Here is a 26663-nt window from a genome sequence, read left to right as displayed (position 1 = left end):
GACACACGTAGACTTGGCCTCACAACTGATCAGGTTACATCAGAAACCTAATTGTTTTCAGCCCAATACACGGCCTGCTGATTCTCGGATAACCAGCTCAGGCTTCAGCACAATCTTCTGCGGTTCTTTTTGTTCATCCTTTAACTCTTCAATCAACAGATCTACAGCGCGATGTCCCAGTTCTTCAATTGGCTGGGCAACGGTCGTAAGCGGTGGACTGGTTACCGAAGCCAGAATGGTGTTATCAAACCCGATAATCGACACATCCTCTGGTACGCGTAGGCCCAGCTCTTTGGCTGCCTGGAGAGCACCGATGGCCTGAATGTCATTACAACAGAACAAACCTGTCGGGTGATCCTTCTCACCGAGCAGCAGTAACGCCTCTTTTTTGGCCGAGCTCAGGTCAGCTGCCGATTCTCGGATCTGATTCGGTTCCAGCGTATGACCTGCCTTAATCAGGGTTTCACGGAATCCACGTACACGTTCCTGACTGCTGCTGACTTTGGACGGTTCCGACAGAACCGCTACACGGGTGTGCCCAAGTTCAAGCAGATGCTCCGCTGCGAGTGCTCCACCGAGAATGTCATCAATGGTGACTGTATGAACCGACAGGGATGGCATATGACGTGCAATCAGAGCGACAGGGATGGACTGCTGCAAAAGTGGTGACAAAATTTCGGCATTATCGATCCCGGTTCCGATCATCATGCCATCGACCCTTTTTTGCTGAAGCAGATTCAGGTAACGCTCTACCCGCTCGTCCTTATTATCCGTACTGCAGATGACCACGCTGTAACCCAATTGACGGCTTCGATCCTCCACGGCTCTGGCGAGTTCTGCGAAATAAGGGTTTGAGATGTCCGGTACGAGCAGCCCCAATGTATACGTCTGCTTCCCTGTAAGTGCAGCTGCGATCGCACTGGGTTGATAGTGAAGGCGTTCCATGATCTCCATAATCTCAGCGCGCCGCTTCTCGCTGATCTTGCCTTTGCCATTAATGACCTGCGAGACGGTTGCAATGGATACACCCGCCTCGCGTGCTATATCGTATATGGTTGCTTTCATTGTTGTTCCCCATTTGTGCTATATATAAATTTCGTTATACATAGATAATTGTTCTCTTCTCATTATGCAGGGGGAAGTCTGCATACGCAACTTGAAGCCAGCACAATGTGCGTAGCATGAACTGTTTTACTTTTTCATCAACCACTCATGGTCAGGATCGTTATGGAATTTCCAGGTCCGGGTTGGTCCAGCCATCACGTTCAGATAGTAGACCTCATACCCCGGAGGAGCACCTACCGGATGATATCCGTCCGGAACAAGCACCACTTCACCGTTTTTCACTGCTAGCGTCTCGTCCACAGAACGATCATCCGTGTATATACGCTGAATGGCAAACCCCTGCTCAGGCTGTACACGGAAATAATACGTTTCTTCCAGCAAAGATTCATCCGGGAGTGCGTCCCGATCATGCTTATGTGGGGGGTAACTGGACCAATGCCCATCTGGTGTGAACACCTCAACAACGAGCAGACTGTCCGCTTCCTTCTGTTCCGGTAAAATGTTGTGAATCTGGCGTTCCAGATTGCCATATCCACGTGCCTCTACCCCTACATCTTCGGGTGCAATGAGACGAGCCGGGTACGTGCCTTTACCGGGTGCAACACATATAGCGATTTCCAGTTCTGTACGTGCTGTGATCTGTACTTGATCAGAAGTTGAGACGTAGACCGAATACGGCGGAATTTTCTCGAAAACACTCATTCTTTTTCCGATATTATCCCATGTGTGCTCCCGGGTACTTACATTGGCGAAACCACTGAGAAGCACCACACAGAGTTCCTGATCACCGCTCTCACGGGTTAGCGTCTCCCCCTCCGCCAGCTTCGCTACCTGAAAGCCAACATATTCCCACCCCGCCGACTCCGGTGTTACGTTTATAAGTGTACCGTCTTCCTCCGGGTTGACCACGGGTTTCACAATACGTTCTGACATCTTGCCATCCACTCCTTTCTGTAGTCGTCCACAACAACCTGATACTTATAAAAAACAAAACTTAAACTATTCATGCCCTCTATTGAAAAAAGTGACTTAATCATCCACTATGGCGTTGCTGTTTGCGATTCCAGTGACACCCCAGGGACTTCACTCAGCTTCACAGGTCTTCCCCGCTCCATGGACATTTTTGCTGCCAGTGCAATTCGTTCTGCCTGTACTGCATCGTGGCCATCTACGATAACCGGTGTATCATGAATGATTGCATCGATAAAGAGGGCTGTCTCCTGCACATACGCTTCATTGTAGCGTTCCAGGAAAAAGTGTAACGGTTTGTCGCGCATGAGCCCGGCCGCTGTACTGATTTCAGCCGTATTTGGATGATCATTCGCCGCTGCGGCGCTGCCCATCGAGCCAAACACTTCAACACGCTGGTCATACCCGTATACAGCCTGACGGCTGTTATCAATGACACCAATCGCTCCATTGGCAAAAGTCATCGTTACAATCGCTGTATCCACGTCACCATGTTCCGCAAAGACCGGATTGATCAGCACGTTACCCTGAGCGTATACTTCTTCCACTTCACTCCCGGACAGATACCGAGCCATGTCAAAATCGTGGATCATCATGTCCATGAAAATCCCGCCAGACACCCGGATATACTCCGCAGGAGGCGGACTCGGGTCGCGAGACGTAATTTTGATAATATGTGGATCACCAATCGTACCATCCTGCACATGTGCACGTATCCGTCTGAAGTTGTGATCGAAGCGGCGGTTAAATCCAATTTGCAGCTTCACGCCAGCCTTCTGAACTGCTGCTACCGCCGCTTGGGTCTGTGCCAGATCCATGCTGACCGGCTTCTCGCAGAAGATATGTTTGCCCGCCTGGGCGGCCTGTTCGATCAGCGGCACATGTGTATCTGTTGAAGAACAGATCAGCACCGCGTCTACATTAGGCATCGAGATCAACTCGCTGCTGTTCGTTGTTACAACAGGGATGCCACGACTGGAGGCCCAAGCCTCCAATTCAGGACCTGCAAATAAGTCACTGATTCCCACAATCTCGGCATGCGGGTTACGCAGGAGATTGTCTGCATGAATTTTGCCGATCCGTCCAGCACCGATGATGCCAATTCTCACTTTGTCCTTGCCCATTCCGTTATCCTCCCTATGTGCGTCCATATGGGCTGGGCGTTCCCCTTAGCCCGAGTGATGCTCTGGTTGTTACCAGCGCGCCGTTACCATCTTCTTGCGAGTGTAGAATTCAACACCATCCGTACCATTGGCATGTAGATCACCATAGAAGGACTTTTTCCAACCGGAAAACGGGAAAAATGCCATTGGCGCAGGTACGCCCAGGTTAATACCCAACATGCCCGCATCAATCGTTTCACGGAATTGACGCATACTCGCTCCGCTGCGGGTGAACAGACACGCCCCGTTGGCAAAATCAGAACGGTTCGCCAGCTCAACGGCTTCCTCCAGCGTAGACACTCTTGCCACCGAGAGTACCGGAGCAAAGATCTCATCCTGCCAGATTTTCATATTGCTATCAACTTGGTCAAATACCGTAGGCCCTACAAAATAACCGGATTCACCTGTCGCCTGATCCTTACGTCCATCCCGAATCAATGCCGCGCCTTCCTGCTCTCCGGCTTCAATGTAACTGAGTGTACGCTCTTTATGTGGTCCACGGATGACAGGACCGAGGAACACGCCCTCATCCATGCCGTTACCAATGGTAATGCGGTCTGCAGCTTCCACCAGCTTTTGTACCAGTTCGTCAGCCACATCACCCACAGCCACAACAACCGCACATGCCATGCAACGCTCCCCTGCTGAACCAAAAGCTGCACTGGTAATCTCTTTCACGGTTAGATCCAGATCGGCGTCCGGCATAACGATGGAGTGGTTTTTGGCACCAGCCAGTGCCTGTACCCGTTTGCCATGCTTGGATGCAGTGGTGTAGACGTATTCAGCTACAGGTTGTGATCCGACAAAGGAGATCGCTTGAACATCCTTATGTTCCAGCAACCCGTTCACGACATCATGCGCACCGTGAACGATGTTGAGCACGCCGTCCGGAAGCCCCGCTTCCTTGAACAGCTCTGCCAGGCGGCCTGCCAGCAGCGGTGTGCGCTCGGACGGCTTCAGGACAAAGGTGTTACCACACGCAATAGCCAGCGGGAACATCCAGCACGGCACCATCATCGGGAAATTGAATGGGGTAATCCCCCCAATTACACCGATTGGGTAGCGGTACATGCCCGACTCCAGTCCTGTCGCGATGTCAGGCAGTTGTTTGCCCATCATCAGATTCGGGGCACCAGCCGCGAACTCGACACATTCAATGCCACGCAATACCTCTCCGTACGCTTCGGCATAACTTTTACCGTTCTCCAGTGTCACCAGGCGAGCTAGCTCTTCCCAATGTTCAACCAGCAGCTGCTGGTAGCGGAACAAAATACGTGCACGGCGCGGAACCGGTGTGCTGCTCCAGGATTTGAACGCTTCTTGTGCTGTCTGAACCGCCAGATCCACATCCGCTTGTTCGGACAATGGCACATGTGCAATAACCTCTTCTGTAGCCGGATTCACCACTGGCTCCGTGCGAGTTGACGCCGGGGTTACCCAGGCACCTCCGATCCAGTTTTGTACCATTGTCGCTGTTGCAGACGCTTCAGAAATTCCTTTTCCCATAGCCCTGTCTCCCTTCGCTTATGTGTGATCCCTTATGTTGAACTTATATGATTGATGTTGATCTGTATGAGTACGTTGTTCAAAGTATTGCAACGTGCTTCAGGACACGGTGATCTCGCCCCGATTGCAACGTTCGATGTAATCATTCACCTGTTCTACTGTTGGCATCGCATCCGAACAGCTGTGGCTTGAAATGACGATACTTGCTGCGCCACTGCCATAGGCCATACTGCGCTCAATCGTCCAGCCCTGCATCAATCCATACAGGAACCCAGCCGCATAGGAATCGCCTGCCCCGAACGTTTTGACCACTTTTGCCGGATAGCTGTCCGCACGGTGGGAAAGCCCTTCACGCGTATAAGCAATGGATCCTTCCTTCCCGTGTTTGATTACTACAATATTCGCTGAGAAATCAAACCATTTCTGTGCAGTCACCTGATCGCTATGATCCGGATTGTGGTCGAATGTCTCCATCATGTCGAACTCTTCACGTGTGCCGAGGATGATATCGCATTTCTCGGCTGCAAGGTTGTAATAGACCGCTGTCTCTTCGTCCGATGTCCATGTGTATGGGCGATAGTCTAGATCAAACACAATAACTGTGCCATGTTTTTTTGCATACGTTAGTGCCTGTAATACGGCTTCACGGGATGGGCTCTGCGCGAGGGCTGTGCCTGAGATTAACAGCACTTTGGATTCAGCAATCAACTGCTCTTGTACCTCTTGCGCCTGTAATAACAAATCCGCTACATTGTCCCGGTACATCAGGATACTGCAATCCGTTGGGCTTTTGATTTCTGTAAAAGCAAGCCCTGTCACCGCTCCGGTGTCATCTGTAACTACATTTGATGTGTCGATGCCGTTCTTCTCCAAATAACTCTGGATGAATCTGCCCATCTGGTCACCTGCGATTTTGCCGATAAAAGCCGTCTTCATACCCAGTCTGGACATGCCAATCGTAATATTGGCCGGAGAGCCACCTACATACTTCGTAAACGTCATCGTCTCTTCCATCGGGCGATTGATCTCATTGGCGTTCAAGTCGATGCACAAGCGGCCAATCGCGGTGAAATCCTTCTTCCTGGATACCGGAAAGGATACGTAAGTCATTGCATGTGAGCCCCTTTCTGTAGTGGGATTTTCCATGTTCTATATGGATATCTAGACTAGTTACTCATTCCATCGTAAGAACTCGTAAACGGCTAGAGTAAGTCAGTTTTATTTTCCAATCGTAACTTTATACTCTTGCTGGCCTTCTTCCTTTTTCGCTTCATAGGTGTGGCCTCTGACCGCTACAATGCTAAACGAATCAGCTGTGTTGGTATAACGACTCCATATAGTTCAAAGATCGCTTCGCATACTCATATGGGTTATGAATCGCAGGGTCCTGCTCTCCTTCAAGCATCGCCCAGCCATCGTACCCTCGTGTGATCAGTTCTTGTAGAATTGGTGCAAAATCAATGCATCCATCGCCTGGTACAGTGAACACTCCTCTACGAATACAGCCGACAAAGTCAGATTGCTCCGCGCGTGCTTCATCCAGCACATGCGGGCGGATATCTTTCAGATGGATATAGGCGATCCGATCATAATGTTTGCGCAGCAGTTCAAGTGGATCGGCTCCGCCGTAGTACGCATGACCAGTATCATAGAGCAGATACACGAGAGAAGGGTCTGTCAGCTCCATCAGTCGATCAATCTCATCCGGTTGCTCTACCACTGTGCCTCCATGATGATGATACGTAAGCTTCAACCCATGTTCGCGGGCAATAGCTCCTGCTTCGTTCAATCCTTCAGCGAGGATATGCCATTCAGATTCGCTGAGTCTGAGCACTTCTTTTTCATTCGGTGTCCGTCTTGGATCAAAATGAAGTGACCCGCCTACCTCCGCCGTACTGATCACCTTACTGCCCATGGATTGCAGAAATTCCGCATGTTTGCGATAACTGTCCAGCTCCGACTGACGATATGCCGGGTCGGAGAAAAGTACAGATTTCCACTGGGAGATCAGCTTGATATTCCTTTTGCTCAATTCCTCACGCAATATAGTAGGATCGGTAGGATATTTACGTCCCATCTCTGTACCCGTCAGCCCAAGACGCTGAATGTCATCCAGAATCTGTGCACACGTTGTCGCATCACCATGCTCCTTCACATCTTCACCGACCCAATTGATCGGATGAATCCCAAGCTGGAATGGCAGCTTGCTCATTGCTCCACGTCTCCTTTGTCGTTCAACATTGTTGTTCACTATATTAAACCGGATTAAATCGGTCTTGCTTTGGCACGGTTGGCTTGCATGGTGTGATGAGCATGAACTACCTTTTCTTCGGCAGATACCTCAGGTACACCCACATTCCACCATGACTCGTATCCACCTGCGTTGGTTCCAGGCACGACCGAAATCTCAATCAACGTACTCACTGTTTCGTTCTTCGCATCTCGGAGTGCTTGTTCCAGCTGTTCTGCTGTCTCCGCTCTATAGGATTTGGCTCCCATGCTTCGGGCGTGTGCAGCAAAGTCCATTGGCATGTAATCCCCGGTCAGTCGTCCACTCTCGGATTCCCGATAACGGAACTCATTGCCAAACCCGTCACTGCCATGTTCCCGCTGTAAATTATGAATACATTGGAATCCATTGTTGTTGAATAATAAAATAGTCATCTTCTTCTGTTCCTGCAAACTGGTCACAAACTCCGAATGCAGCATCAGATAACTGCCATCCCCTACCATGGCGTACACTTCACGATCCGGCTCGGCAAGTGCTGCTCCGAACGCTCCACTTACCTCGTACCCCATACAGGAGAATCCATACTCCATGTGGTATGTCTTTGGTTCAGACGCACGCCACAGACGATGTAGATCACCCGGCAGACTGCCTGCCGCACACACTATGACGGAGGATGGATCAATGGTCCGGTTAACGATGCCAACTGCTGTAGTCTGTGCCAGCCCTGCTTCATGTTGAGCTGCATACAGCCGATCCACTTCTGCATTCCACTCAGCGCGGAGATCAGCGATTTCGGATGCACCATATGCACTTCGGTATTGTCTTTCCTGCAATTCCTTTTGCAAAGCCTGCAATCCTTCGCGTGCATCTGCCAGAATGGCTTCTCCGCCTAACTTGGCGGCATCCATGCCGTTCAGGTTGATGTTGATGAATGAAGCTTCTGGATGCTGAAAAGCAGAGCGGGACGCCGTCGTAAAATCCGAGAACCGCGTACCGACGCCGATCACAACGTCTGCTTCTCTCGCCAGCCTATTGGCTGCCAGAGAGCCCGTAACCCCGATGGCCCCCACATTTAGTGGGTGGTCCCAAGAAACTGCGCTCTTGCCCGCCTGCGTCTCGGCGATCGGAATACCAAATGCCTCGGCGCACTCCAAGAGTTGAACGGACGCCTCAGAGTACAACACACCGCCGCCTGCAACGAGCAGCGGTTTTCTGCCTCGGGCAATCTGCTCCGTTGCCCGCTCAATGGCTGCCTGTACCGGGGGACGACGATCCAGATAATGTACTTTGCGGGCAAAGAACGATTCTGGATAATCGTATGCCTCTGCCTGCACATCCTGCGGCAGTGCGAGCGTTACTGCTCCCGTCTCTGCTGGATCGGTTAGCACACGCATGGCCTGTGTAACAGCAATCATCAACTGTTCGGGACGAACAATGCGATCCCAGTACTTGCTGACCGCTTTGAATGGATCAGTGGCTGAGATTGTATAATCACTGCTCACTTCCAACTGCTGAAGTACCGGGTCCGGTTCCCGTGTAGCAAAGTTGTCTCCAGGAAGCAATAAAACCGGAATTCGGTTCACCGTTGCAGTAGCTGCCGCCGTAATCATATTCAAAGCACCAGGTCCAATGGATGTTGTACATGCATAGATCTGTCTACGGTTCTTCTGCTTGGCATAAGCCGCTGCCGTATGCACCATGCCTTGTTCGTTCTTGCCTTGCATATACGTCAGGCTTCCCGGACTGCGCTCCAGCGCTTCTCCAATGCCTGTTACATTGCCATGTCCAAAAATACCGATGATTCCCTTCACAAACTTGGTTTCCACCCCGTCAACCGAGATATATTGCTGATCCAAGTATCGAAGCAGTGCCTGGGCCATCGTTAATCGAATTGTTTTCATGAGTTTGATCGCCGTCCTTTCCTTTACGGGTTAAGCGCTTAATCTACGTTAAGTTTAAGCGCCTTACCCCTAAAGGTTAAGCGCTTAATTGATATAGTATTACAGGTTAATGATTTACGCAAGCTATTTTTGTAAGCGTTTTTATAAATTGTGGTAAAGAAAAAATATTCTTGTGTTCGAACATGTGTTAGACCTTCTCTATTTGAACACTTCCACAATGACTAAGGACAGACTTAAAAGAGAGGGGAATATATCGTGAGGATGGGATACATGCTGGTACATGATATTCAGCCAAATAATCCCTGGTCTTTGTATACAATCATGGTCAATATGCCTGTGAATGCAAAAAAAAGAAAGAGACGGTACTCACCGTCTCTTTCTTTTTTAATATATAAGCGGGTGATGGGAATCGAACCCACGCTATTAGCTTGGAAGGCTAAAGTTCTACCATTGAACTACACCCGCATAACAACAATCGGGATGACACGATTTGAACATGCGACCCCCTGGTCCCAAACCAGGTGCTCTACCAAGCTGAGCTACATCCCGTTATCTATACCGGCGAGAGGACTCGAACCTCCACGGTTTCCCACTCGATTTTGAGTCGAGCGCGTCTGCCATTCCGCCACGCCGGCAAAATATGAAGTTATAATGGCGCGCCCTGAGAGATTCGAACTCCCGGCCTTTTGATTCGTAGTCAAACGCTCTATCCAGCTGAGCTAAGGGCGCAAAATATTGGAGCGGAAGACGGGAATCGAACCCGCGACCCTCGCCTTGGCAAGGCGATGCTCTACCGCTGAGCCACTTCCGCAAATAAAGGATGCGCGTGGAGGGACTTGAACCCCCACGTCAAAGACGCTAGATCCTAAGTCTAGTGCGTCTGCCAATTCCGCCACACGCGCATATAATGGTGAGTCATGAAGGGCTCGAACCTTCGACACCCTGATTAAAAGTCAGGTGCTCTACCAACTGAGCTAATGACTCATAGAAAAACTGGTGGAGGATGATGGATTCGAACCACCGAACCCGTACGGGAGCAGATTTACAGTCTGATGCGTTTGGCCGCTTCGCTAATCCTCCAGGATTACATGGTGCCGGCGAGAGGACTTGAACCCCCAACCTACTGATTACAAGTCAGTTGCTCTACCAGTTGAGCTACACCGGCGTATTACATGGTGTTATAAATGGTGGCTCGGGACGGAATCGAACCGCCGACACGAGGATTTTCAGTCCTCTGCTCTACCGACTGAGCTACCGAGCCTTACTACATTAAAAAAATGGCGGAACCGACGGGATTCGAACCCGCGATCTCCTGCGTGACAGGCAGGCATGTTAGGCCAACTACACCACGGTTCCAGATCACTTTCTCAAGGAAAGTATAATTGCGGGGGCAGGATTTGAACCTGCGGCCTTCGGGTTATGAGCCCGACGAGCTACCGGGCTGCTCCACCCCGCGTCGTTATAAAGTTATATGGTGGAGGCTGAGGGGATCGAACCCCCGACCCTCTGCTTGTAAGGCAGATGCTCTCCCAGCTGAGCTAAGCCTCCATATTATGACCCGTAGGGGATTCGAACCCCTGTTACCTCCGTGAAAGGGAGGTGTCTTAACCCCTTGACCAACGGGCCTTACTGGCTCCCCGAACAGGGCTCGAACCTGTGACAACTCGATTAACAGTCGAGTGCTCTACCAACTGAGCTATCAGGGAATGGTGGAGCCAAGCGGGATCGAACCGCTGACCTCCTGCTTGCAAGGCAGGCGCTCTCCCAGCTGAGCTATGGCCCCATACTCTGGTGTATTTCATTGTTGTGGTCTTGCTATGGGCCCTGGTGGACTCGAACCACCGGCCTCACCCTTATCAGAGGTGCGCTCTAACCAACTGAGCTAAGGGCCCTTATCAATTTTCGAAAAAAAATACCCCAATGGGGTTTCGCTTGGCGGCGTCCTACTCTCCCAGGACCCTGCGGTCCAAGTACCATCGGCGCTAGAGGGCTTAACGGTCGTGTTCGGGATGGGTACGTGTGGAACCCCTCCGCCATCGCCACCAAACGCATAGCATAGCTTACATTCAGAGATCGTTCTCTGAAAACTAGATTCGAAACGAAACATGCGAATTACAACTTGCTATTGGATAAGCCCTCGACCGATTAGTACTGGTCAGCTCCATGCATTGCTGCACTTCCACCCCCAGCCTATCTACCTCGTCGTCTTCAAGGGGTCTTACATACTGGGAAATCTCATCTTGAGGGGGGCTTCACGCTTAGATGCTTTCAGCGTTTATCCCGTCCGTACATAGCTACCCAGCGGTGCTCCTGGCGGAACAACTGGTACACCAGCGGTACGTCCATCCCGGTCCTCTCGTACTAAGGACAGCTCCTCTCAAATTTCCTACGCCCACGACAGATAGGGACCGAACTGTCTCACGACGTTCTGAACCCAGCTCGCGTACCGCTTTAATGGGCGAACAGCCCAACCCTTGGGACCTACTTCAGCCCCAGGATGCGATGAGCCGACATCGAGGTGCCAAACCTCCCCGTCGATGTGGACTCTTGGGGGAGATAAGCCTGTTATCCCCAGGGTAGCTTTTATCCGTTGAGCGATGGCCCTTCCATGCGGTACCACCGGATCACTAAGCCCGACTTTCGTCCCTGCTCGACTTGTAGGTCTCGCAGTCAAGCTCCCTTATGCCTTTGCACTCTTCGAATGATTTCCAACCATTCTGAGGGAACCTTTGGGCGCCTCCGTTACTCTTTAGGAGGCGACCGCCCCAGTCAAACTGCCCACCTGACACTGTCCCCGCACCGGATTACGGTACCAGGTTAGAACCTAGATACGATCAGGGTGGTATCCCAACGTTGCCTCCACGCAAGCTGGCGCTCACGTTTCAAAGGCTCCCACCTATCCTGTACAGATCGTACCCAAATTCAATATCAAGCTGCAGTAAAGCTCCATGGGGTCTTTCCGTCTTGTCGCGGGTAACCTGCATCTTCACAGGTATTAAAATTTCACCGGATCTCTCGTTGAGACAGCGCCCAAGTCGTTACGCCATTCGTGCGGGTCAGAATTTACCTGACAAGGAATTTCGCTACCTTAGGACCGTTATAGTTACGGCCGCCGTTTACTGGGGCTTCGGTTCACAGCTTCGGATTGCTCCTAACCACTCCCCTTAACCTTCCAGCACCGGGCAGGCGTCAGCCCGTATACTTCGCCTTACGGCTTCGCACAGACCTGTGTTTTTGCTAAACAGTCGCTTGGGCCTTTTCACTGCGGCCCCCTCGTGCTATTCACACTACCGGGGCACCCCTTCTCCCGAAGTTACGGGGTCATTTTGCCGAGTTCCTTAACGAGAGTTCTTCCGCGCGCCTTAGAATACTCTTCTCGCCTACCTGTGTCGGTTTGCGGTACGGGCACCATCACCTGGCTAGAGGCTTTTCTTGGCAGTGTGAGATCATGACCTTCGCTACTATAATTTTCGCTCCCCATCACAGCTCAGCCTTACAATGTGCGGATTTGCCTACACATCAGCCTTACTGCTTAGACGGACATCCATCAGTCCGCGTCACTACCCTACTGCGTCCCCCCATTGCTCATAACGGCTTACGGTGGTACAGGAATTTCGACCTGTTGTCCTTCGACTACGCCTTTCGGCCTCGCCTTAGGTCCCGACTTACCCTGAGCGGACGAGCCTTCCTCAGGAACCCTTAGGCTTTCGGCGGATCAGATTCTCACTGATCTTTTCGTTACTCATACCGGCATTCTCACTTGTATAATGTCCAGCGCTCCTTACGGTACACCTTCAACCCTTATACAACGCTCCCCTACCCCTGATGCAAAGCATCAAGCCATAGCTTCGGTGGTGTGTTTAGCCCCGTTACATTTTCGGCGCAGAGTCACTCGACCAGTGAGCTATTACGCACTCTTTCAATGGTGGCTGCTTCTAAGCCAACATCCTGGTTGTCTGTGCAACTCCACATCCTTTCCCACTTAACACACACTTGGGGACCTTAGCTGATGGTCTGGGCTGTTTCCCTTTTGACAATGGATCTTAGCACTCACTGTCTGACTCCCGGAAGTAAGTCTATGGCATTCGGAGTTTGACTGAGCTTGGTAACCCTTGCGGGCCCCGCACCCAATCAGTGCTCTACCTCCACGACTCTGTTTTCCGAGGCTAGCCCTAAAGCTATTTCGGGGAGAACCAGCTATCTCCGAGTTCGATTGGAATTTCTCCGCTACCCCCACCTCATCCCCGCATTTTTCAACATGCGTGGGTTCGGGCCTCCAGTGCGTGTTACCGCACCTTCACCCTGGACAGGGGTAGATCACCCGGTTTCGGGTCTACGTCCACGTACTACATCGCCCTATTCAGACTCGCTTTCGCTGCGGCTCCGGCTCTTCACCTTAACCTTGCACGGGAACGTAACTCGCCGGTTCATTCTACAAAAGGCACGCCATCACCCCTAAAACGGGCTCTGACTTTTTGTAAGCACACGGTTTCAGGTTCTATTTCACTCCCCTTCCGGGGTGCTTTTCACCTTTCCCTCACGGTACTGCTTCACTATCGGTCGCTAGGAAGTATTTAGCCTTGGCAGATGGTCCTGCCGGATTCATACGGGGTTTCACGTGCCCCGCACTACTCGGGATCCGTCTCGGAGGGAACAGACTTTCAACTACAGGGCTTTTACCTTCTTTGGCGGGCCTTTCCAGACCTCTTCGCTTAACCGGTTCCTTTGTAACTCCATGTGAGACGTCCCACAACCCCAAAGAGCAAGCTCTCTGGTTTGGGCTTCTCCGCGTTCGCTCGCCGCTACTGACGGAATCACTATTGTTTTCTCTTCCTCAGGGTACTTAGATGTTTCAGTTCCCCTGGTATGCCTCTACACAACCTATGTATTCAGTTGTGAGTAACTGGAAATTACCCCAGCTGGGTTTCCCCATTCGGACACCCCCGGATCAAAGCTTGCTTACAGCTCCCCGAGGCAGTTTCGTTGTTCGCCACGTCCTTCATCGGCTCCTAGCGCCTAGGCATCCTCCGTGTGCTCTTAGTAGCTTAACCTCGTGCTCCGGTTTCGACTGCTCGCTTCCCTTGTTTTGCTTGCGCAAAGCCAAAAGTCGCTCCCATTCGATACCATCGTACGTGCAATCTACCTTATAAAAACACTTCACTTGTTTACACAAGATCAGCTTAAAGGAATGTTCTAATTCGCGTTTGTTTCGTTTCGATATCTAGTTTTCAAAGAACAAGCTCCATGCAAAAGCAAGCTGTTTTGAGAGTTTGAGCTCTCAAAACCGAACAACGAGTGAGTGTTTTGCAGCTAAGCTGCGTATTTGAATGTTTCCGTTGCAGGAAACGATTCTCCATAGAAAGGAGGTGATCCAGCCGCACCTTCCGATACGGCTACCTTGTTACGACTTCACCCCAATCATCTATCCCACCTTCGGCGGCTGGCTCCTTGCGGTTACCCCACCGACTTCGGGTGTTATAAACTCTCGTGGTGTGACGGGCGGTGTGTACAAGACCCGGGAACGTATTCACCGCGGCATGCTGATCCGCGATTACTAGCAATTCCGACTTCATGCAGGCGAGTTGCAGCCTGCAATCCGAACTGAGACCGGCTTTGTTGGGATTGGCTCCATCTCGCGATTTCGCAGCCCGTTGTACCGGCCATTGTAGTACGTGTGTAGCCCAGGTCATAAGGGGCATGATGATTTGACGTCATCCCCACCTTCCTCCGGTTTGTCACCGGCAGTCTATCTAGAGTGCCCATCCGAAATGCTGGCAACTAAATATAAGGGTTGCGCTCGTTGCGGGACTTAACCCAACATCTCACGACACGAGCTGACGACAACCATGCACCACCTGTCTCCTCTGTCCCGAAGGAAAGATACATCTCTGCATCGATCAGAGGGATGTCAAGACCTGGTAAGGTTCTTCGCGTTGCTTCGAATTAAACCACATACTCCACTGCTTGTGCGGGTCCCCGTCAATTCCTTTGAGTTTCAGTCTTGCGACCGTACTCCCCAGGCGGAGTGCTTAATGTGTTAACTTCGGCACCAAGGGTATCGAAACCCCTAACACCTAGCACTCATCGTTTACGGCGTGGACTACCAGGGTATCTAATCCTGTTTGCTCCCCACGCTTTCGCGCCTCAGCGTCAGTTACAGCCCAGAGAGTCGCCTTCGCCACTGGTGTTCCTCCACATATCTACGCATTTCACCGCTACACGTGGAATTCCACTCTCCTCTTCTGCACTCAAGTCACCCAGTTTCCAGTGCGATCCGGGGTTGAGCCCCGGGATTAAACACCAGACTTAAATGACCGCCTGCGCGCGCTTTACGCCCAATAATTCCGGACAACGCTTGCCCCCTACGTATTACCGCGGCTGCTGGCACGTAGTTAGCCGGGGCTTTCTTCTCAGGTACCGTCACCTTGAGAGCAGTTACTCTCCCAAGCGTTCTTCCCTGGCAACAGAGCTTTACGATCCGAAAACCTTCATCACTCACGCGGCATTGCTCCGTCAGGCTTTCGCCCATTGCGGAAGATTCCCTACTGCTGCCTCCCGTAGGAGTCTGGGCCGTGTCTCAGTCCCAGTGTGGCCGATCACCCTCTCAGGTCGGCTACGCATCGTCGCCTTGGTGAGCCGTTACCTCACCAACTAGCTAATGCGCCGCAGGCCCATCCCCAAGTGACAGATTGCTCCGTCTTTCCAGTTTCCTTCAGGCGAAGAAAACAATTATTCGGTATTAGCTACCGTTTCCGGTAGTTGTCCCAAACTTGAGGGCAGGTTGCCTACGTGTTACTCACCCGTCCGCCGCTAACCATCAGAGAAGCAAGCTTCTCTTCAAGTCCGCTCGACTTGCATGTATTAGGCATGCCGCCAGCGTTCGTCCTGAGCCAGGATCAAACTCTCCAATAAAGTATTGAAAAGAGCGATAAGCTCATTTTGAATCTGACGAGATTAAAAATCTCATTTGTGCTCCAGCCGATCCAAGCCAAGGCTTGTCTCAAACTTTCGCGTTCATTCTGCAAGCAGAATGTTTACTCACTCGTTGTTCAGTTTTCAAAGATCAAACTTATTTTCGTTACCGAGCGTTGTTCTCCTCAGCAACTTTTATATCATAACACTTCCGAACCAACTTAGCAAGCTCTTTTTTTAAGTTTCTTTCGAAGCTTATTTGTTTTGCCTGCGGCACTTTGTTTTTTGTGTTTTTTTGGCCGGAAATAGAATATATCATATACACAATACAATTACCACTTGTAAAATATCCCATCTGAAACTGATTATATTATCGATTCAGTCTCTTCATAATCTCTTTTTCCAATGGCAATATCCTCTTACTATACCCTATATACACTCACCGGTCTAATCTATCTCAATATAGGTTGTGAACAGACTCATTCAACATCATTACAATCGTTCTATAAATTAAGAAACATAATGCCTCTACTCAATAACGCTGCTATCTGTTATGTCGGTATCAAATCTAATAATTAAACTCCATAAGCTGTGGGCTTATATAGTTTGTGTTTTTCACTTTTTATACTATTAGTCTCTGAACCTGCCCATCACTATCGTGTCGTGATACTGTCCATCCGTGTGTCGCCGATCCTTTTTCAAAATGCCTTCGATCTCGAAGCCTCTCTTTTGATATAGCTCGATTGCCTTATCGTTGGATGCCAGCACGTTCAACGTCATCTTCTCTACACCAGTCTGGTCTGCCCATTCTATCGACTTCTCCAGCAAGTTCTTGCCAATCCCATGTCCCCAGAACTCTCGGGCTACACACACGCCGAACTCAACCTTATGGCAAAAGCGCTTCAACTCTGTACCTTCACATCGGGAGTATCCCACAATCTCACCCGCTACTACAGCAACAAGGAACAGATTCCGTGACTTCTCAGTGTCCAAATGGATGATCCGCCTAAACCCGGCTGCGTCGATATACGCCTCGCCCTCTTCACGATCCATGTTCTCGGTTTCCCATCGATTTGTACACGTAGTGAAGACAAGGTCTCAGCATCCTTTTCCTCTGCCGATCTAATGGAGTAAGACAAGCCTTTAATGTAATATTCCTGCTGATCGATCATCATAAGAACCGTACCTCTTCCACTTTGTTTAATCACTGTACCTGTAACGCTCTACCCCACCTCAGACGGACTCTTGCCCGTAAGCATTTTGAACACCTGGCTAAAATACGTTGCATTACGGAACCCCGTCATCTCGCTCACCTCATATACCATGTAATGTCCCGACTGCAACAGTTCCAACGCCCTCTGAATCCGGTACCCGTTCAAATAACTCACGAAATTCTCACCGGTCACCCTTTTGAACAGTTGACTCAGATACTTCGGATGTACGAACAGCCCCTTGGCGATCGCTTCAAAACTAATCTCTTCGGCGTAATGAAGCTCTACATACTGTTTCACCTGCTCGATAAGTTTATTGCTTTTCTTCTCGCCCATCTCCTTACGTATCTGTTCCAGCCAGTCGCAGATAATACGATCCATCCAGTTTACCAGATCATGCAAAGCATATTTCGATTGAATTTCACGCAAAAAATCACTCATCGCCAGCGGCGGCGCTAACATAGGATGAAGTCGGTTCCAGCTATGCATCAACGTGTCAAACAGACTAACGGCCACAACCTGTACATCCTGTATCCCAACACATTTCCCCTCTTTCAGCAAAAGGCAAATATGATGCCATACCTCTTCGGCCAGGTCAGGTCGAATATCCGCCCAAGCCTCATTCCATTGACGAAGCAATAATGAATAATCGGTCACACTTGGTTCTGTTTCCTCTGATGTTTCATAGTGGTAGATACGACTTCCACCTTGGAACTCTGCTGTTTCCACCGCTTCCCTGCTCTCGAGATAGGAATCTATCACCTCACATGGGTGACTTTTGGATCTTCCGATTCCAGCACTCACTTCAATTTTCAGATACGTAAAGATCTGATCGATCATCCTCTCCACGAGTGGCAGGCATTCCTCCAGATGATCTTTATCTCCTAATAGAAGCAACACAAATACCTGATCCGAATAATCAACAATCTCTAACTGACCATTCATGCGCGCCGCTTGCTCCTTCACCGTCTCCTGAATAATATCGGCTGCACCATAACGGAGAAGCTGCCAATCCCGTTCTTTCATCCGTGTCAAAAATACGGGGCGATTCAGTTGCAGACTAATGGCGCGTGTCTGGGAGGACATGTGAATGCCTATATAGTCCATGCGTTCTTTGGGCAGCTCGTCTGCCCGATATCGCGTAGTCAGCAGTTCGTGAAGAAATTGTTTGCGCAAATACGGAAGTACCCGTCCGACCTCCTGCTTGTATGTCCGCTCCAGCCGCTCATGCCGCTCTCGCACATCTTGTTCCAGTAGCACCTCCCGCAGCACAGACTCAATCTCCTCAACCTCTGCCGGCTTCAGCAAAAAGTGATTCACCCCCCAGCGCATGGCTGCCCGGGCGTTCTCGAATTCGTCATATCCACTAAGAATGATGATCGGCAAGTGGGGATGATCACGTCGCAACGTCTGTGTGATTTCAAGCCCGGTCATCCCCGGTAGATATACGTCAGTCATAACGACATCTGGATGCATACGGTGAAACAGCTCTAGCGCATCCAAGCCATTGGAAGCAGTGCCTGCAATGCTGAGGCCCAGAGAAGGCCAATCGATATGATCTGTTAATGCCTTTACAATATGAGGATCGTCATCAACAAGCATAATGGTCTTCATCATTTTTCACCGTCCAGCCATAGATTTAATTGCTCGTCGGTCTCAATACGCGGCAGCGTAATGGTCACTTCCACTCCACCTGACTCTCTATCGCTCAGTTGAACACCATACCTCTTCCCACAATAAAGCTGAATGCGCTGATGTACATTCCGTACGCCGATGCCACACGTCTCTTCGAGTTTCCACCCCTCCGGCAAACCCCGCCCATTATCCGTGATACGAATGACGATATCCTCATGCGGGCCAACCTCTTCGTTCATATGCACCTGAATTCGAAGTGTGCCTTCTTCAGGGTGCCCGTGCATAACGGCATTTTCGATGAAAGGCTGCAAAATGATCTTGGGAATGTAACAACCGCGAATATGCGGATCGATCTGCTCCTGATATTGAATGGAGAACGGTAGCCGCTCTGACTGGATGTTAACGTAGCAACGGGCATGTTCCAACTCATCACGAACCCGTATAAACAGTCTCCCTCCACTCAGTCCGATCCGTAACAGCTTACTTAGTTGTACAATCATGCGACTGATATCCTTGGCTTCGTAATCAAGTGCGCGCCAGTGGATCATGTCGAGGGTATTGTATAAAAAATGGGGTTTGATCTGGGCCTCAAGCAAACCCGTCTGAGCTTCACGCTTGGCCCGGCTCTCATCCTTCACCTGTTCCATCAGCGTCGTGAGCTGTGAAGCCATGTGATTAAAGCCATAAGCCAAATGGGCATATTCCTCCGTAAACGAAAGTTGGACCCGGGTATCGAAGTCCCCTTTCTCCAGTTGTCTCATTCGTTTGATTAATTGTCGCAAAGGCCGGATGATCTGCCTTACAAACAGGTAAGCCAGCACAGCCGAGCATAATAGTCCCAGCACCGCGATGCTGAGGATCTGCCAGCCTGCTTGTCTGAGCGGAGATAACAGTGTATATACCGGAATAGTCTGTACGAGGCGCCACTGAAGCATCGCTGGCCTGGAGTACAGCACCAATTGAGCACCTCCGGGTTGGCCGGAAACTACTTCGTACCCGTCTGCACCATGCTGGACATGTTCCTGAATCCATGCACTATCTATAATAGAAGAAGATGAATTTACAGCTTCACCCGTTTCCTGTACTGTACTCGCTTCATTTCTTCGATCCGCTCGTTCATTCTCCCCTGTTGGATCAACTCTCCCCATCTGCATTACGACATTACCAGCCGTATCTACCAACAGGACTTTTCCATCAAGCACCATGGGTACATCAGCAAACCTGCGTACGATGTCGGCTCTACTCAGTCGAATGAGTACATAGGCAACCGTCCCGCCACGACTGTCGAAAATCCGTTGGGCGTATCCGACCAGGGATTGTCCAGATTCGTTCTCACGCAGCGGAACCCAAGCCGCATCAGCCTTTTCCAGCGTAGCAAACCAAGAGTCGCGTGCGATGGTGTCCACCGGAAATATGCGATCAGCCATAGTCACTGTCACTTCATTAAAGGCATCCGTATACAGTTCGATGGAAGTGATGCCTTCACTCACGACCATGGTATGATCCAGAATTCGAGAGACCTCTCTCCGCTGGTGAATCTGTGCAAGCCTGCCCGTATCAGCCGTTTCGAGCAAACTGGACAGTTCCCGATTGCTTACCAAAGCATAGGCAGTTCCGGTTACCCCTGTGATGAAATCAAATCCCCGACGTGTGCTTTCGTTCAGAAGAGCCAGGCGTGCTTTGCTAATCTCGGCAAAGGTGACTGCTGAGAAAGACTGATATGCCAGCCACACCACAACCGAGACGAGCAGGAGGTTAAACGCAATAAAGCAAGTCACCATCAACGTGGAGAGCTTGCTTTGTTGCAGCTTTTGATTAATGAATGAAGACCATCTTCCTTTCCTCATGGAAAAATCAACTCGTTTCGTCTTGGAATTACCCTTTGAGCCCAGAGGTCGCGATTCCTTCCACGAAGTACTTTTGACACACGATAAATACGATAAAACATGGCACCAGCGATAACACCGACATGGCAAACATCGGACCCCAATCCGATTGAGAACTGGAATCAAGGAACAGACGCAGACCCAGCGGTACGGTGTATTTGCTCACATCACTCAAGTAGATCAACTGACTGAAGAAGTCGTCCCATGTCCACAAGAACGTAAAGATCATCGTGGTAACCAGCGCTGGAAAAGCAAGTGGAATGATGATTTTTGTGTATATTTTCACAGGACCGCATCCATCGATGGTAGCCGCCTCATCCAGCTCTTTAGGTAATCCCCGGAAGAACTGTACCATGAGGAAAATGAAGAAGGCGTCGGTCGCCAGCCATTTTGGCACCACAAGCGGCAGATACGTATTCACCCACTCCAGGTGGTTGAAGAGAATATACTGCGGGATCAGCGTCACATGATGGGGCAACATGATCGTCATGAGCATCAGGCCAAAGCAGATGGCTTTGAAACGAAAATTCAGTCGGGCGAAGGCATACGCCGCCATAGAGCAGGAAATCACATTGCCCAGCACGGCGCCAAGCGATAGAACGACAGAGTTAGTTAGAAACCGAGAGAACGGGTTGCCCTGAATTCCCGACCAGCCATTCATATAATTTTGCCAATTCCATTCCTGTGGCCAGAACCACGTCTCTGTAAAGATCATATGTCCCGGTTTGAACGAGCTGCCCAGCATCCAGAGGATCGGGTAGAGCATGACAAAGGCGATGCCTGAGATCAACACATGTTTGCTGACGACCCATGCTGTAGAGTTCCGTTGTCCAATCATGATTTCCCACCATCCTCATAGTGCACCCACAGCTTGCTACTGCGGAATACGAGCAATGTAAATACGCCAATCAGGATGACCAGCACCCAGGCCATCGCAGAAGCATAGCCCATCTGAAAGAATGAAAATCCTTTTTTGTACAGATACAGAGAGTACATTAGGGTTGAGTTCACTGGCCCTCCGCTACCATTACTGATAACAAAAGCCTGTGTGAACGATTGAAAGGACGTAATCAGCTGCATGACAAGATTGAAGAAGATAACGGGTGACAGAATCGGCAAAGTTATATAGAAGAATCTCCGCAGGGGACCTGCACCATCTACCGCTGAGGCTTCATCATATTCGGGTGGAATCTGCTTCAAACCTGCCAGGAAAATAATCATGGATGATCCGAACTGCCACACAGATAACAGCACGATGGAGTACAGGGCATACTTCGGATTGGCAACCCAATCGGGCGCTTTAATGCCTACCATGGCAAGAACACTATTGAGTAGCCCGTCCCCACCCAGCATTTTACGCCACAACATCGCAATCGCCACGCTACCTCCAAGCAATGTCGGGATGTAATACACTGTCCGATAAATACCTAATCCTCGAATCCCTTTGTTGAGCAACATCGCTACCAGCAGCGCGAAAATCAATTTGACCGGTACGGATACAGCGACATACGTGAATGTGACTTTGAGCGACTGAGTGAACAGTTTATCCGATGTAAACATCGTGGTGTAGTTATCCAGACCGACCCAGGAAGGCGCGGCCAGGATACTGTAATCGGTGAACGAAATGTACAAGGATACCAACATTGGACCTAAGGTGAGAAATAACAACCCGACAAGCCATGGGGCGAGAAATAGAAGTGCGGCTCCATTATGCGCATATCTCCGTTTGACCCGCCGGGTAGTTACGCGCTCGATTCGGGCTTGACTGACCTGTGATGTCGTCATCTTCGCAACCTCCCCGCAGAATTAGAAGTGTGAGACAGTTCCAATCATTATTGACTCGATCCAAGCGTAGCCTTGGCTCCTTCAATAAACTGGGCAATGACATCTGGAGTATTACCTTGACCGAAGGCGATCTGCTCGCTTGCGCTCTTGAAACTTGTGTCCACTTCAGCAAATCCTTGCGGGTATGGCGGGTCAATCTCGCTGGAGTTCTTCGATACAGTATCGATAAATTGGAAAATGGTTTGCTCCGCTTCCGGCAGCGTAGGCTGCATCTGTTCACGAATGCTGGAATTGACCGGCACCCCACGTTCAGAACCAAGAATAGCGGTTGCTTCTGGATCATTGACCATGAAATCAATGAACATGGCAACTTCCTTTGGATGTTTGGTTTTACCATAACCGGAGAGGAACTGGCCTGGTTTCAGATATTCACCGATTTGCTTTTCACCTACACCATGCGGAAGCACTTGTATGCCAAGCTTATGATCCTGGTTTTTGTTCACCTGCTGGAATGTCAGCAATTGATTGGACCATGCAAAATCCATAGCGGCTGTGCCCAGTGAGATCGGACGTGTCTCCAGCGCATTGGTTGTGGATGCCGTTATCTCCGCTGTGGTCACTCCACCATTCTCGCGTAGTGCGCTCCACATATCGAACCATTGCTGAAGCTCCTCGCTGGTAGCTGTCATTGTGCCACCGTCGAACAATCCTTTTCCGGATTGCCGAATAAACACTTCAAACATGTTCGTTGTACCGGAAATGTCTGCCGATCCATAGAACCCCTCACCTTTGGCTGCGGCGATCTTGGTTGCAATATCCCCAAAATCCTTCCATGTCCAGCTCTCTTGTGGTTCTTCTATACCTAATTCCTGAAATACAGTGGCGTCATAGATGACACCTGGTGCGTTAACTCCGAGGGTAATTGCATATAATTTATCGTCAATCGAACCGGCTGTAATCATGCTCTGATCATGATCCTCTGTCCGCAGCTCTTTGCTCTCTGCAAACGGAGTCAGGTCAAGCAAGGCACCACGCCGGGCAAAGTCAGTCAAAAAGGCGTAATCCATCTGGATGATATCTGGTGCATTTGAACCGGCTACCTGTGTAGTCAACTTGTCAAAGTAACCGTCCCAACCGGAATATTCAGGCTTAATGGTGATTCCCGGATGTTTCTCTTCAAACAATTGGATCACTTTGGTCGTCAGATCATGTCTGGTTTGTGATCCCCACCAAGTCATGCGCAGTTCAATCTTGCCTGATGAATCTCCTTCACTTCCACTTGCTTCCCCAGAAGAAGATGATGTATCAGTGGCCCCTCCAGAACAGGCTGTAGCGAACAATAACAGGGACAGGCAGAACAGGGTTACCCACTTTTTTGTAATCATCATAAATGAATTTCCTCCCCTTCTTGCATTTATGGAATCGCTTACAAAACCTATTGTATCGGTCTATGGCTGCACATGACATAAACAAAAGTAAGCTTTCCTGTCAAAAAAGTAAGGAGTTCCAGGAATCAAAAACCACCAGGAATGATATTCCCGGCGGTGATGATCCCGTCTCAAATATGATTACGGATATACAACCGTATTACGTGGAGCAGAAGACTGTTGTATAGAAACGATAGTATGAAAATCAGACCTCGGCGGTCTGTGAGGAATGTGAGACGGCAGGTGAAAACACCCTGTGTTCAGCCAGATGTTTCTTCATTTTTGCTACTTCAGTTCCTGCCAGCATCATAATGCCTATTCCGTGATTGTCATTGGTAACGGTACGCAAGTCCTGATCATAATACTCTGCCGTAAACGCATATCGTGATCCGCTACACACGCCATGCACACTCCCTTGACGATCAATGGCTTTGCAGATAAGTCCCTTCCAAGCCCGCTCGGCAGCTGTGACGTAAACTTCTGGGTCTTTGAACCAGCCAAAGCGTACACCTCTCGCAAAACCATAGGCAAACATCGCCGTGCAGGAGGCTTCTTCATACGTCTGCGGAACATTCAACACCTGATGCCACAACCCGCTTTCCCCTTGAAGCGCTGCGTACCCCTCACACAGCTCATTGAAGAAATCTATTAAGGCTGGGCGCTCGGGATGCTCTGTTGGCAAAGCTTCCAATACCTCTGTCAAGGAAAACAGTGTCCAGCCATTTCCCCGTCCCCATGGAATCTGCGTTGCCTGTCCGTATTTGAAATCATACACATGTGACATGATCTTGAACTCAGGCATAAACAGATACTTCCGATACAGTGAAAATTGTCTGGCGGCTTCATCCAATGCGGCTGAGTTGCCTGTCACCCGTGCATAACGAACGAGAAACGGCGTGCTCATATAGAGGTCATCTGCCCACATGGTATTCTCGGCATACTCCCCTACACATGTGCGATAAAATGCACCATCCTCCTGCCGTTCCAGGCGGGAAAGCATGAAATCTGCAATCCGTTCAGCAATCGGAAGAAACGTTGGTTCATGACACTCTGAATACGCTTCTAGCATGGCCGAACCAAAAGAACCACAGTTATCCAGCATTTTCAGCATGACCAATTGTTGATTGACTGCCGGGAAACCATACTGCTCCCGATCCCATAAGGAGTATTCATACATCTGGGTACATGCCTGCACATGCTCAGCCGCATAACGTGTAATGTCCGGTCTTTGCAAATAACGCCCCGTCCGTAATAGACCATATACAGTGACACCCAATGGATAATCCCAGCGACCATAATTGGTCACACTGCCCACTGTCCATTTGTTGCTTAACATCGCGTTCTCATAATAAGGTCTGATCCAAGCATCCGGTCGATCTAAGCGCCAATACGTCTGTTCTAGACCCGTTTGATACACTCGGTCCGTTCGAGTCAGATCCGCCAAGTCCGGTTCAACCTCCGATTCAAAAGGTCCGACATATAACCAAGACTCTCCGGAAGCACCGTGCACACGCTGAGGAAGTTCCAGTGAAAGTGGTTTACCCGAAACGGATGCGTTCAGATTAAAATGCCAAGGTCCCGCCGTATCATTATATTCACTTCGGACAAGCAGGTCATTCCGTCCAAAAGAGACTGGTACATCCACCTCGAACGGACCCGCCTCCTTCACTTGCAACACAGGCTTGCCGCTAATCCATATACTCAGAGAACCGGAAGATTGACCTGACAATCGCACCGCACTCCCGGTTGAATCGTTATTGTTCAGATGGGTCCAAGCATAAGCATGCTTTCCGGGAAGGTTTCCGAATATTCGTTCGAAAGCTGGCTTGGTTTTATCTTCATCAGACCAGCCTGTCTCAGGCAGCCAGTTCAAACTGTAATCTGCTTCTTTTCCAAGCAGGTCCGGTTGTTTACTCGCGGCCGGGTTCGGTTGGGAGAACACCCACCCCGCTTGCCCCTGTCTCTCCTGAAATGGAGCAAATACATTCAAAATGCGCACTTTTCCTTCATCTGACCCAAATTGGCAGCCAAATCCGGCAGGGGTGTTTTTCATCTCCAGCCAAATGGTGTTCCAACCAGGCTTGATATCGATGCTGAGCTTCACCGTTGCGTCTGGACTAATCTCATCCATTACGGTTGAGCGATAGACCATCTGCTCATTGAAATAGAAACGAACAGGCCCATAACAGCGGACCAACACGTCCAGATTCCGGTCCTCGTCCCCCCAAACCAGTGTAGCTGCGTAGGATATATGGTCTTTAGGTGCATCAGGAAAGCGTTTACCTAAATTCAGATCATAAAGCCCTTTTTCATTTTGCAAAATACCAGACTTCTGGAATACCCGATATACAAAATCAGCCTGTGCATTGGCTCCAATATACCTCTCGGCCAGTACCTTCAACACCTGATCCTGATCTTCTCCAAATCGGTAATACATGCTCTGTGGTTCACTGAAATAGGTCGTCATCGATGGCACACATCCTTCTCCCGTTGAAATAAAGTCTTATATCATAACATTCATACCATCCACACTGGAGCACAAAACTAATATGCAGTATTAAAGTATAGCGCTTAACCTAGGTGGGTAATCCCCTTACCGGGAAGTAGGTATGTCCCTTGGTTATCTTCTGAATAGCCGAATAATAATCCCAGTATAACTGACATGTTCGGTGGTGGCTACAGATTTTTGATTACGCTTACAAAAAATCAGAAAATTCGGTTTTTACTTCGCCAATTACACCTTCATTGGGACATTAATTCAAAAAACGGAAAATGTTACCGATATAGAAACTATATATGTTGAACTAATCATTTACACAGAAACGTAGAGGACAGAAAAAACTGAAAAAGCGAAGCGTTCGCCTAAAAGCTTTCTGAAAGAAAGCTGCATCGTAAGCATACGCTATCACCGGATTTTTCCCTTGAGAAAAGGGAATCAAAAAAATCTGGGGATAACAGCGATTGGAAGGTTAT

General features: G+C 49.8%; 13 protein-coding genes, 17 tRNA genes, 3 rRNA genes and 1 pseudogene. All 34 read right to left on the bottom strand.

Going from position 1 to position 26663, the window contains the following annotated elements:
- Nucleotides 1–57: 57 nt before the first annotated feature.
- Nucleotides 58–1065 carry a LacI family DNA-binding transcriptional regulator gene (locus MHI48_RS01515; protein WP_036671938.1) on the bottom strand — a complete coding sequence of 336 codons (1008 nt, stop codon included), beginning with the start codon at nt 1063–1065 and terminating at the stop codon, nt 58–60.
- A gap of 126 nt (nt 1066–1191) precedes the next feature.
- The gene (gene iolB / locus MHI48_RS01510) at nt 1192–1998 is read right to left on the bottom strand and encodes a 5-deoxy-glucuronate isomerase (protein ID WP_076329988.1); all 807 of its coding nucleotides are present in this window, start codon (nt 1996–1998) and stop codon (nt 1192–1194) included.
- A gap of 107 nt (nt 1999–2105) precedes the next feature.
- Nucleotides 2106–3158 carry an inositol 2-dehydrogenase gene (gene iolG, locus MHI48_RS01505; RefSeq protein WP_076329989.1) on the bottom strand — a complete coding sequence of 351 codons (1053 nt, stop codon included), beginning with the start codon at nt 3156–3158 and terminating at the stop codon, nt 2106–2108.
- A 69-nt stretch (nt 3159–3227) separates the two neighbouring features.
- The gene (locus tag MHI48_RS01500) at nt 3228–4703 is read right to left on the bottom strand and encodes a CoA-acylating methylmalonate-semialdehyde dehydrogenase (protein WP_244898267.1); all 1476 of its coding nucleotides are present in this window, start codon (nt 4701–4703) and stop codon (nt 3228–3230) included.
- Nucleotides 4704–4802: 99 nt separating this feature from the next.
- Complete coding sequence (gene iolC / locus MHI48_RS01495; RefSeq protein ID WP_076329990.1) at nt 4803–5813, bottom strand: 5-dehydro-2-deoxygluconokinase; 1011 nt, start codon at nt 5811–5813, stop codon at nt 4803–4805.
- Nucleotides 5814–6012: 199 nt separating this feature from the next.
- On the bottom strand, nt 6013–6915 hold the full coding sequence (gene iolE, locus MHI48_RS01490) for a myo-inosose-2 dehydratase (protein WP_076329991.1): 903 nt from the start codon (nt 6913–6915) through the stop codon (nt 6013–6015).
- Nucleotides 6916–6968: 53 nt separating this feature from the next.
- Nucleotides 6969–8834: a 3D-(3,5/4)-trihydroxycyclohexane-1,2-dione acylhydrolase (decyclizing) gene (gene iolD / locus MHI48_RS01485; protein WP_076329992.1), complete on the bottom strand. Its 1866-nt coding sequence runs from the start codon at nt 8832–8834 to the stop codon at nt 6969–6971.
- Nucleotides 8835–9228: 394 nt separating this feature from the next.
- Nucleotides 9229–9299 (bottom strand) — tRNA-Gly (locus MHI48_RS01480).
- 10 nt (nt 9300–9309) lie between these two features.
- Nucleotides 9310–9383: transfer RNA gene (locus MHI48_RS01475), tRNA-Pro, on the bottom strand.
- A 7-nt stretch (nt 9384–9390) separates the two neighbouring features.
- A tRNA-Leu gene (locus MHI48_RS01470) sits at nt 9391–9469 on the bottom strand.
- 17 nt (nt 9470–9486) lie between these two features.
- Nucleotides 9487–9563 (bottom strand) — tRNA-Arg (locus MHI48_RS01465).
- Nucleotides 9564–9570: 7 nt separating this feature from the next.
- Nucleotides 9571–9645 (bottom strand) — tRNA-Gly (locus tag MHI48_RS01460).
- 10 nt (nt 9646–9655) lie between these two features.
- Nucleotides 9656–9736, bottom strand: a tRNA-Leu gene (locus tag MHI48_RS01455).
- A 6-nt stretch (nt 9737–9742) separates the two neighbouring features.
- Nucleotides 9743–9818 (bottom strand) — tRNA-Lys (locus MHI48_RS01450).
- Between the two features lie 10 nt (nt 9819–9828).
- Nucleotides 9829–9914 (bottom strand) — tRNA-Tyr (locus tag MHI48_RS01445).
- Nucleotides 9915–9923: 9 nt separating this feature from the next.
- Nucleotides 9924–9999, bottom strand: a tRNA-Thr gene (locus MHI48_RS01440).
- 20 nt (nt 10000–10019) lie between these two features.
- Nucleotides 10020–10095, bottom strand: a tRNA-Phe gene (locus MHI48_RS01435).
- A gap of 17 nt (nt 10096–10112) precedes the next feature.
- Nucleotides 10113–10190, bottom strand: a tRNA-Asp gene (locus tag MHI48_RS01430).
- 26 nt (nt 10191–10216) lie between these two features.
- Nucleotides 10217–10290: transfer RNA gene (locus tag MHI48_RS01425), tRNA-Met, on the bottom strand.
- A gap of 16 nt (nt 10291–10306) precedes the next feature.
- Nucleotides 10307–10382 (bottom strand) — tRNA-Val (locus MHI48_RS01420).
- A gap of 6 nt (nt 10383–10388) precedes the next feature.
- Nucleotides 10389–10460, bottom strand: a tRNA-Glu gene (locus tag MHI48_RS01415).
- A 4-nt stretch (nt 10461–10464) separates the two neighbouring features.
- Nucleotides 10465–10540 (bottom strand) — tRNA-Asn (locus tag MHI48_RS01410).
- A 1-nt stretch (nt 10541) separates the two neighbouring features.
- A tRNA-Ala gene (locus MHI48_RS01405) sits at nt 10542–10617 on the bottom strand.
- 35 nt (nt 10618–10652) lie between these two features.
- Nucleotides 10653–10726 (bottom strand) — tRNA-Ile (locus MHI48_RS01400).
- Between the two features lie 38 nt (nt 10727–10764).
- Nucleotides 10765–10881 (bottom strand): 5S ribosomal RNA (rrf, locus tag MHI48_RS01395).
- 78 nt (nt 10882–10959) lie between these two features.
- Nucleotides 10960–13885: ribosomal RNA gene (locus MHI48_RS01390) — 23S ribosomal RNA — on the bottom strand.
- Between the two features lie 308 nt (nt 13886–14193).
- Nucleotides 14194–15746, bottom strand: a 16S ribosomal RNA gene (locus MHI48_RS01385).
- The 16S, 23S and 5S rRNA genes sit together here with 17 tRNA genes alongside, the layout of an rRNA operon.
- A 630-nt stretch (nt 15747–16376) precedes the next feature.
- Nucleotides 16377–16921: pseudogene (locus MHI48_RS01380) on the bottom strand (GNAT family N-acetyltransferase).
- A 48-nt stretch (nt 16922–16969) separates the two neighbouring features.
- Nucleotides 16970–18574 (bottom strand): response regulator, encoded by a 1605-nt coding sequence (locus MHI48_RS01375; RefSeq protein ID WP_076329663.1) that lies wholly within the window; start codon nt 18572–18574, stop codon nt 16970–16972.
- Nucleotides 18571–20439 carry a sensor histidine kinase gene (locus MHI48_RS01370; protein WP_076329662.1) on the bottom strand — a complete coding sequence of 623 codons (1869 nt, stop codon included), beginning with the start codon at nt 20437–20439 and terminating at the stop codon, nt 18571–18573. Before MHI48_RS01370 ends, MHI48_RS01375 begins: the two co-directional genes overlap by 4 nt.
- Before the next feature lie 28 nt (nt 20440–20467).
- Nucleotides 20468–21316, bottom strand: coding sequence for a carbohydrate ABC transporter permease (locus MHI48_RS01365; RefSeq protein ID WP_047841525.1), 849 nt, complete (start codon nt 21314–21316; stop codon nt 20468–20470).
- Nucleotides 21313–22263: a carbohydrate ABC transporter permease gene (locus tag MHI48_RS01360; RefSeq protein ID WP_036616398.1), complete on the bottom strand. Its 951-nt coding sequence runs from the start codon at nt 22261–22263 to the stop codon at nt 21313–21315. The genes MHI48_RS01365 and MHI48_RS01360 overlap by 4 nt, the downstream gene beginning before the upstream one ends.
- A gap of 47 nt (nt 22264–22310) precedes the next feature.
- Entirely contained in the window at nt 22311–23651 is a 1341-nt protein-coding gene (locus MHI48_RS01355) for an ABC transporter substrate-binding protein (RefSeq protein ID WP_076329661.1), read from the bottom strand.
- Between the two features lie 244 nt (nt 23652–23895).
- Complete coding sequence (locus tag MHI48_RS01350) at nt 23896–26157, bottom strand: glycoside hydrolase family 105 protein (RefSeq protein WP_076329660.1); 2262 nt, start codon at nt 26155–26157, stop codon at nt 23896–23898.
- Nucleotides 26158–26663: the final 506 nt, after the last annotated feature.

This window comes from Paenibacillus sp. FSL H7-0942 (assembly GCF_045040715.1).
GTDB lineage: Bacteria > Bacillota > Bacilli > Paenibacillales > Paenibacillaceae > Paenibacillus > Paenibacillus amylolyticus.
The sequence above is the reverse complement of the archived record's forward strand: the minus strand, read 5'-3'. Positions and strand labels throughout refer to the sequence as shown.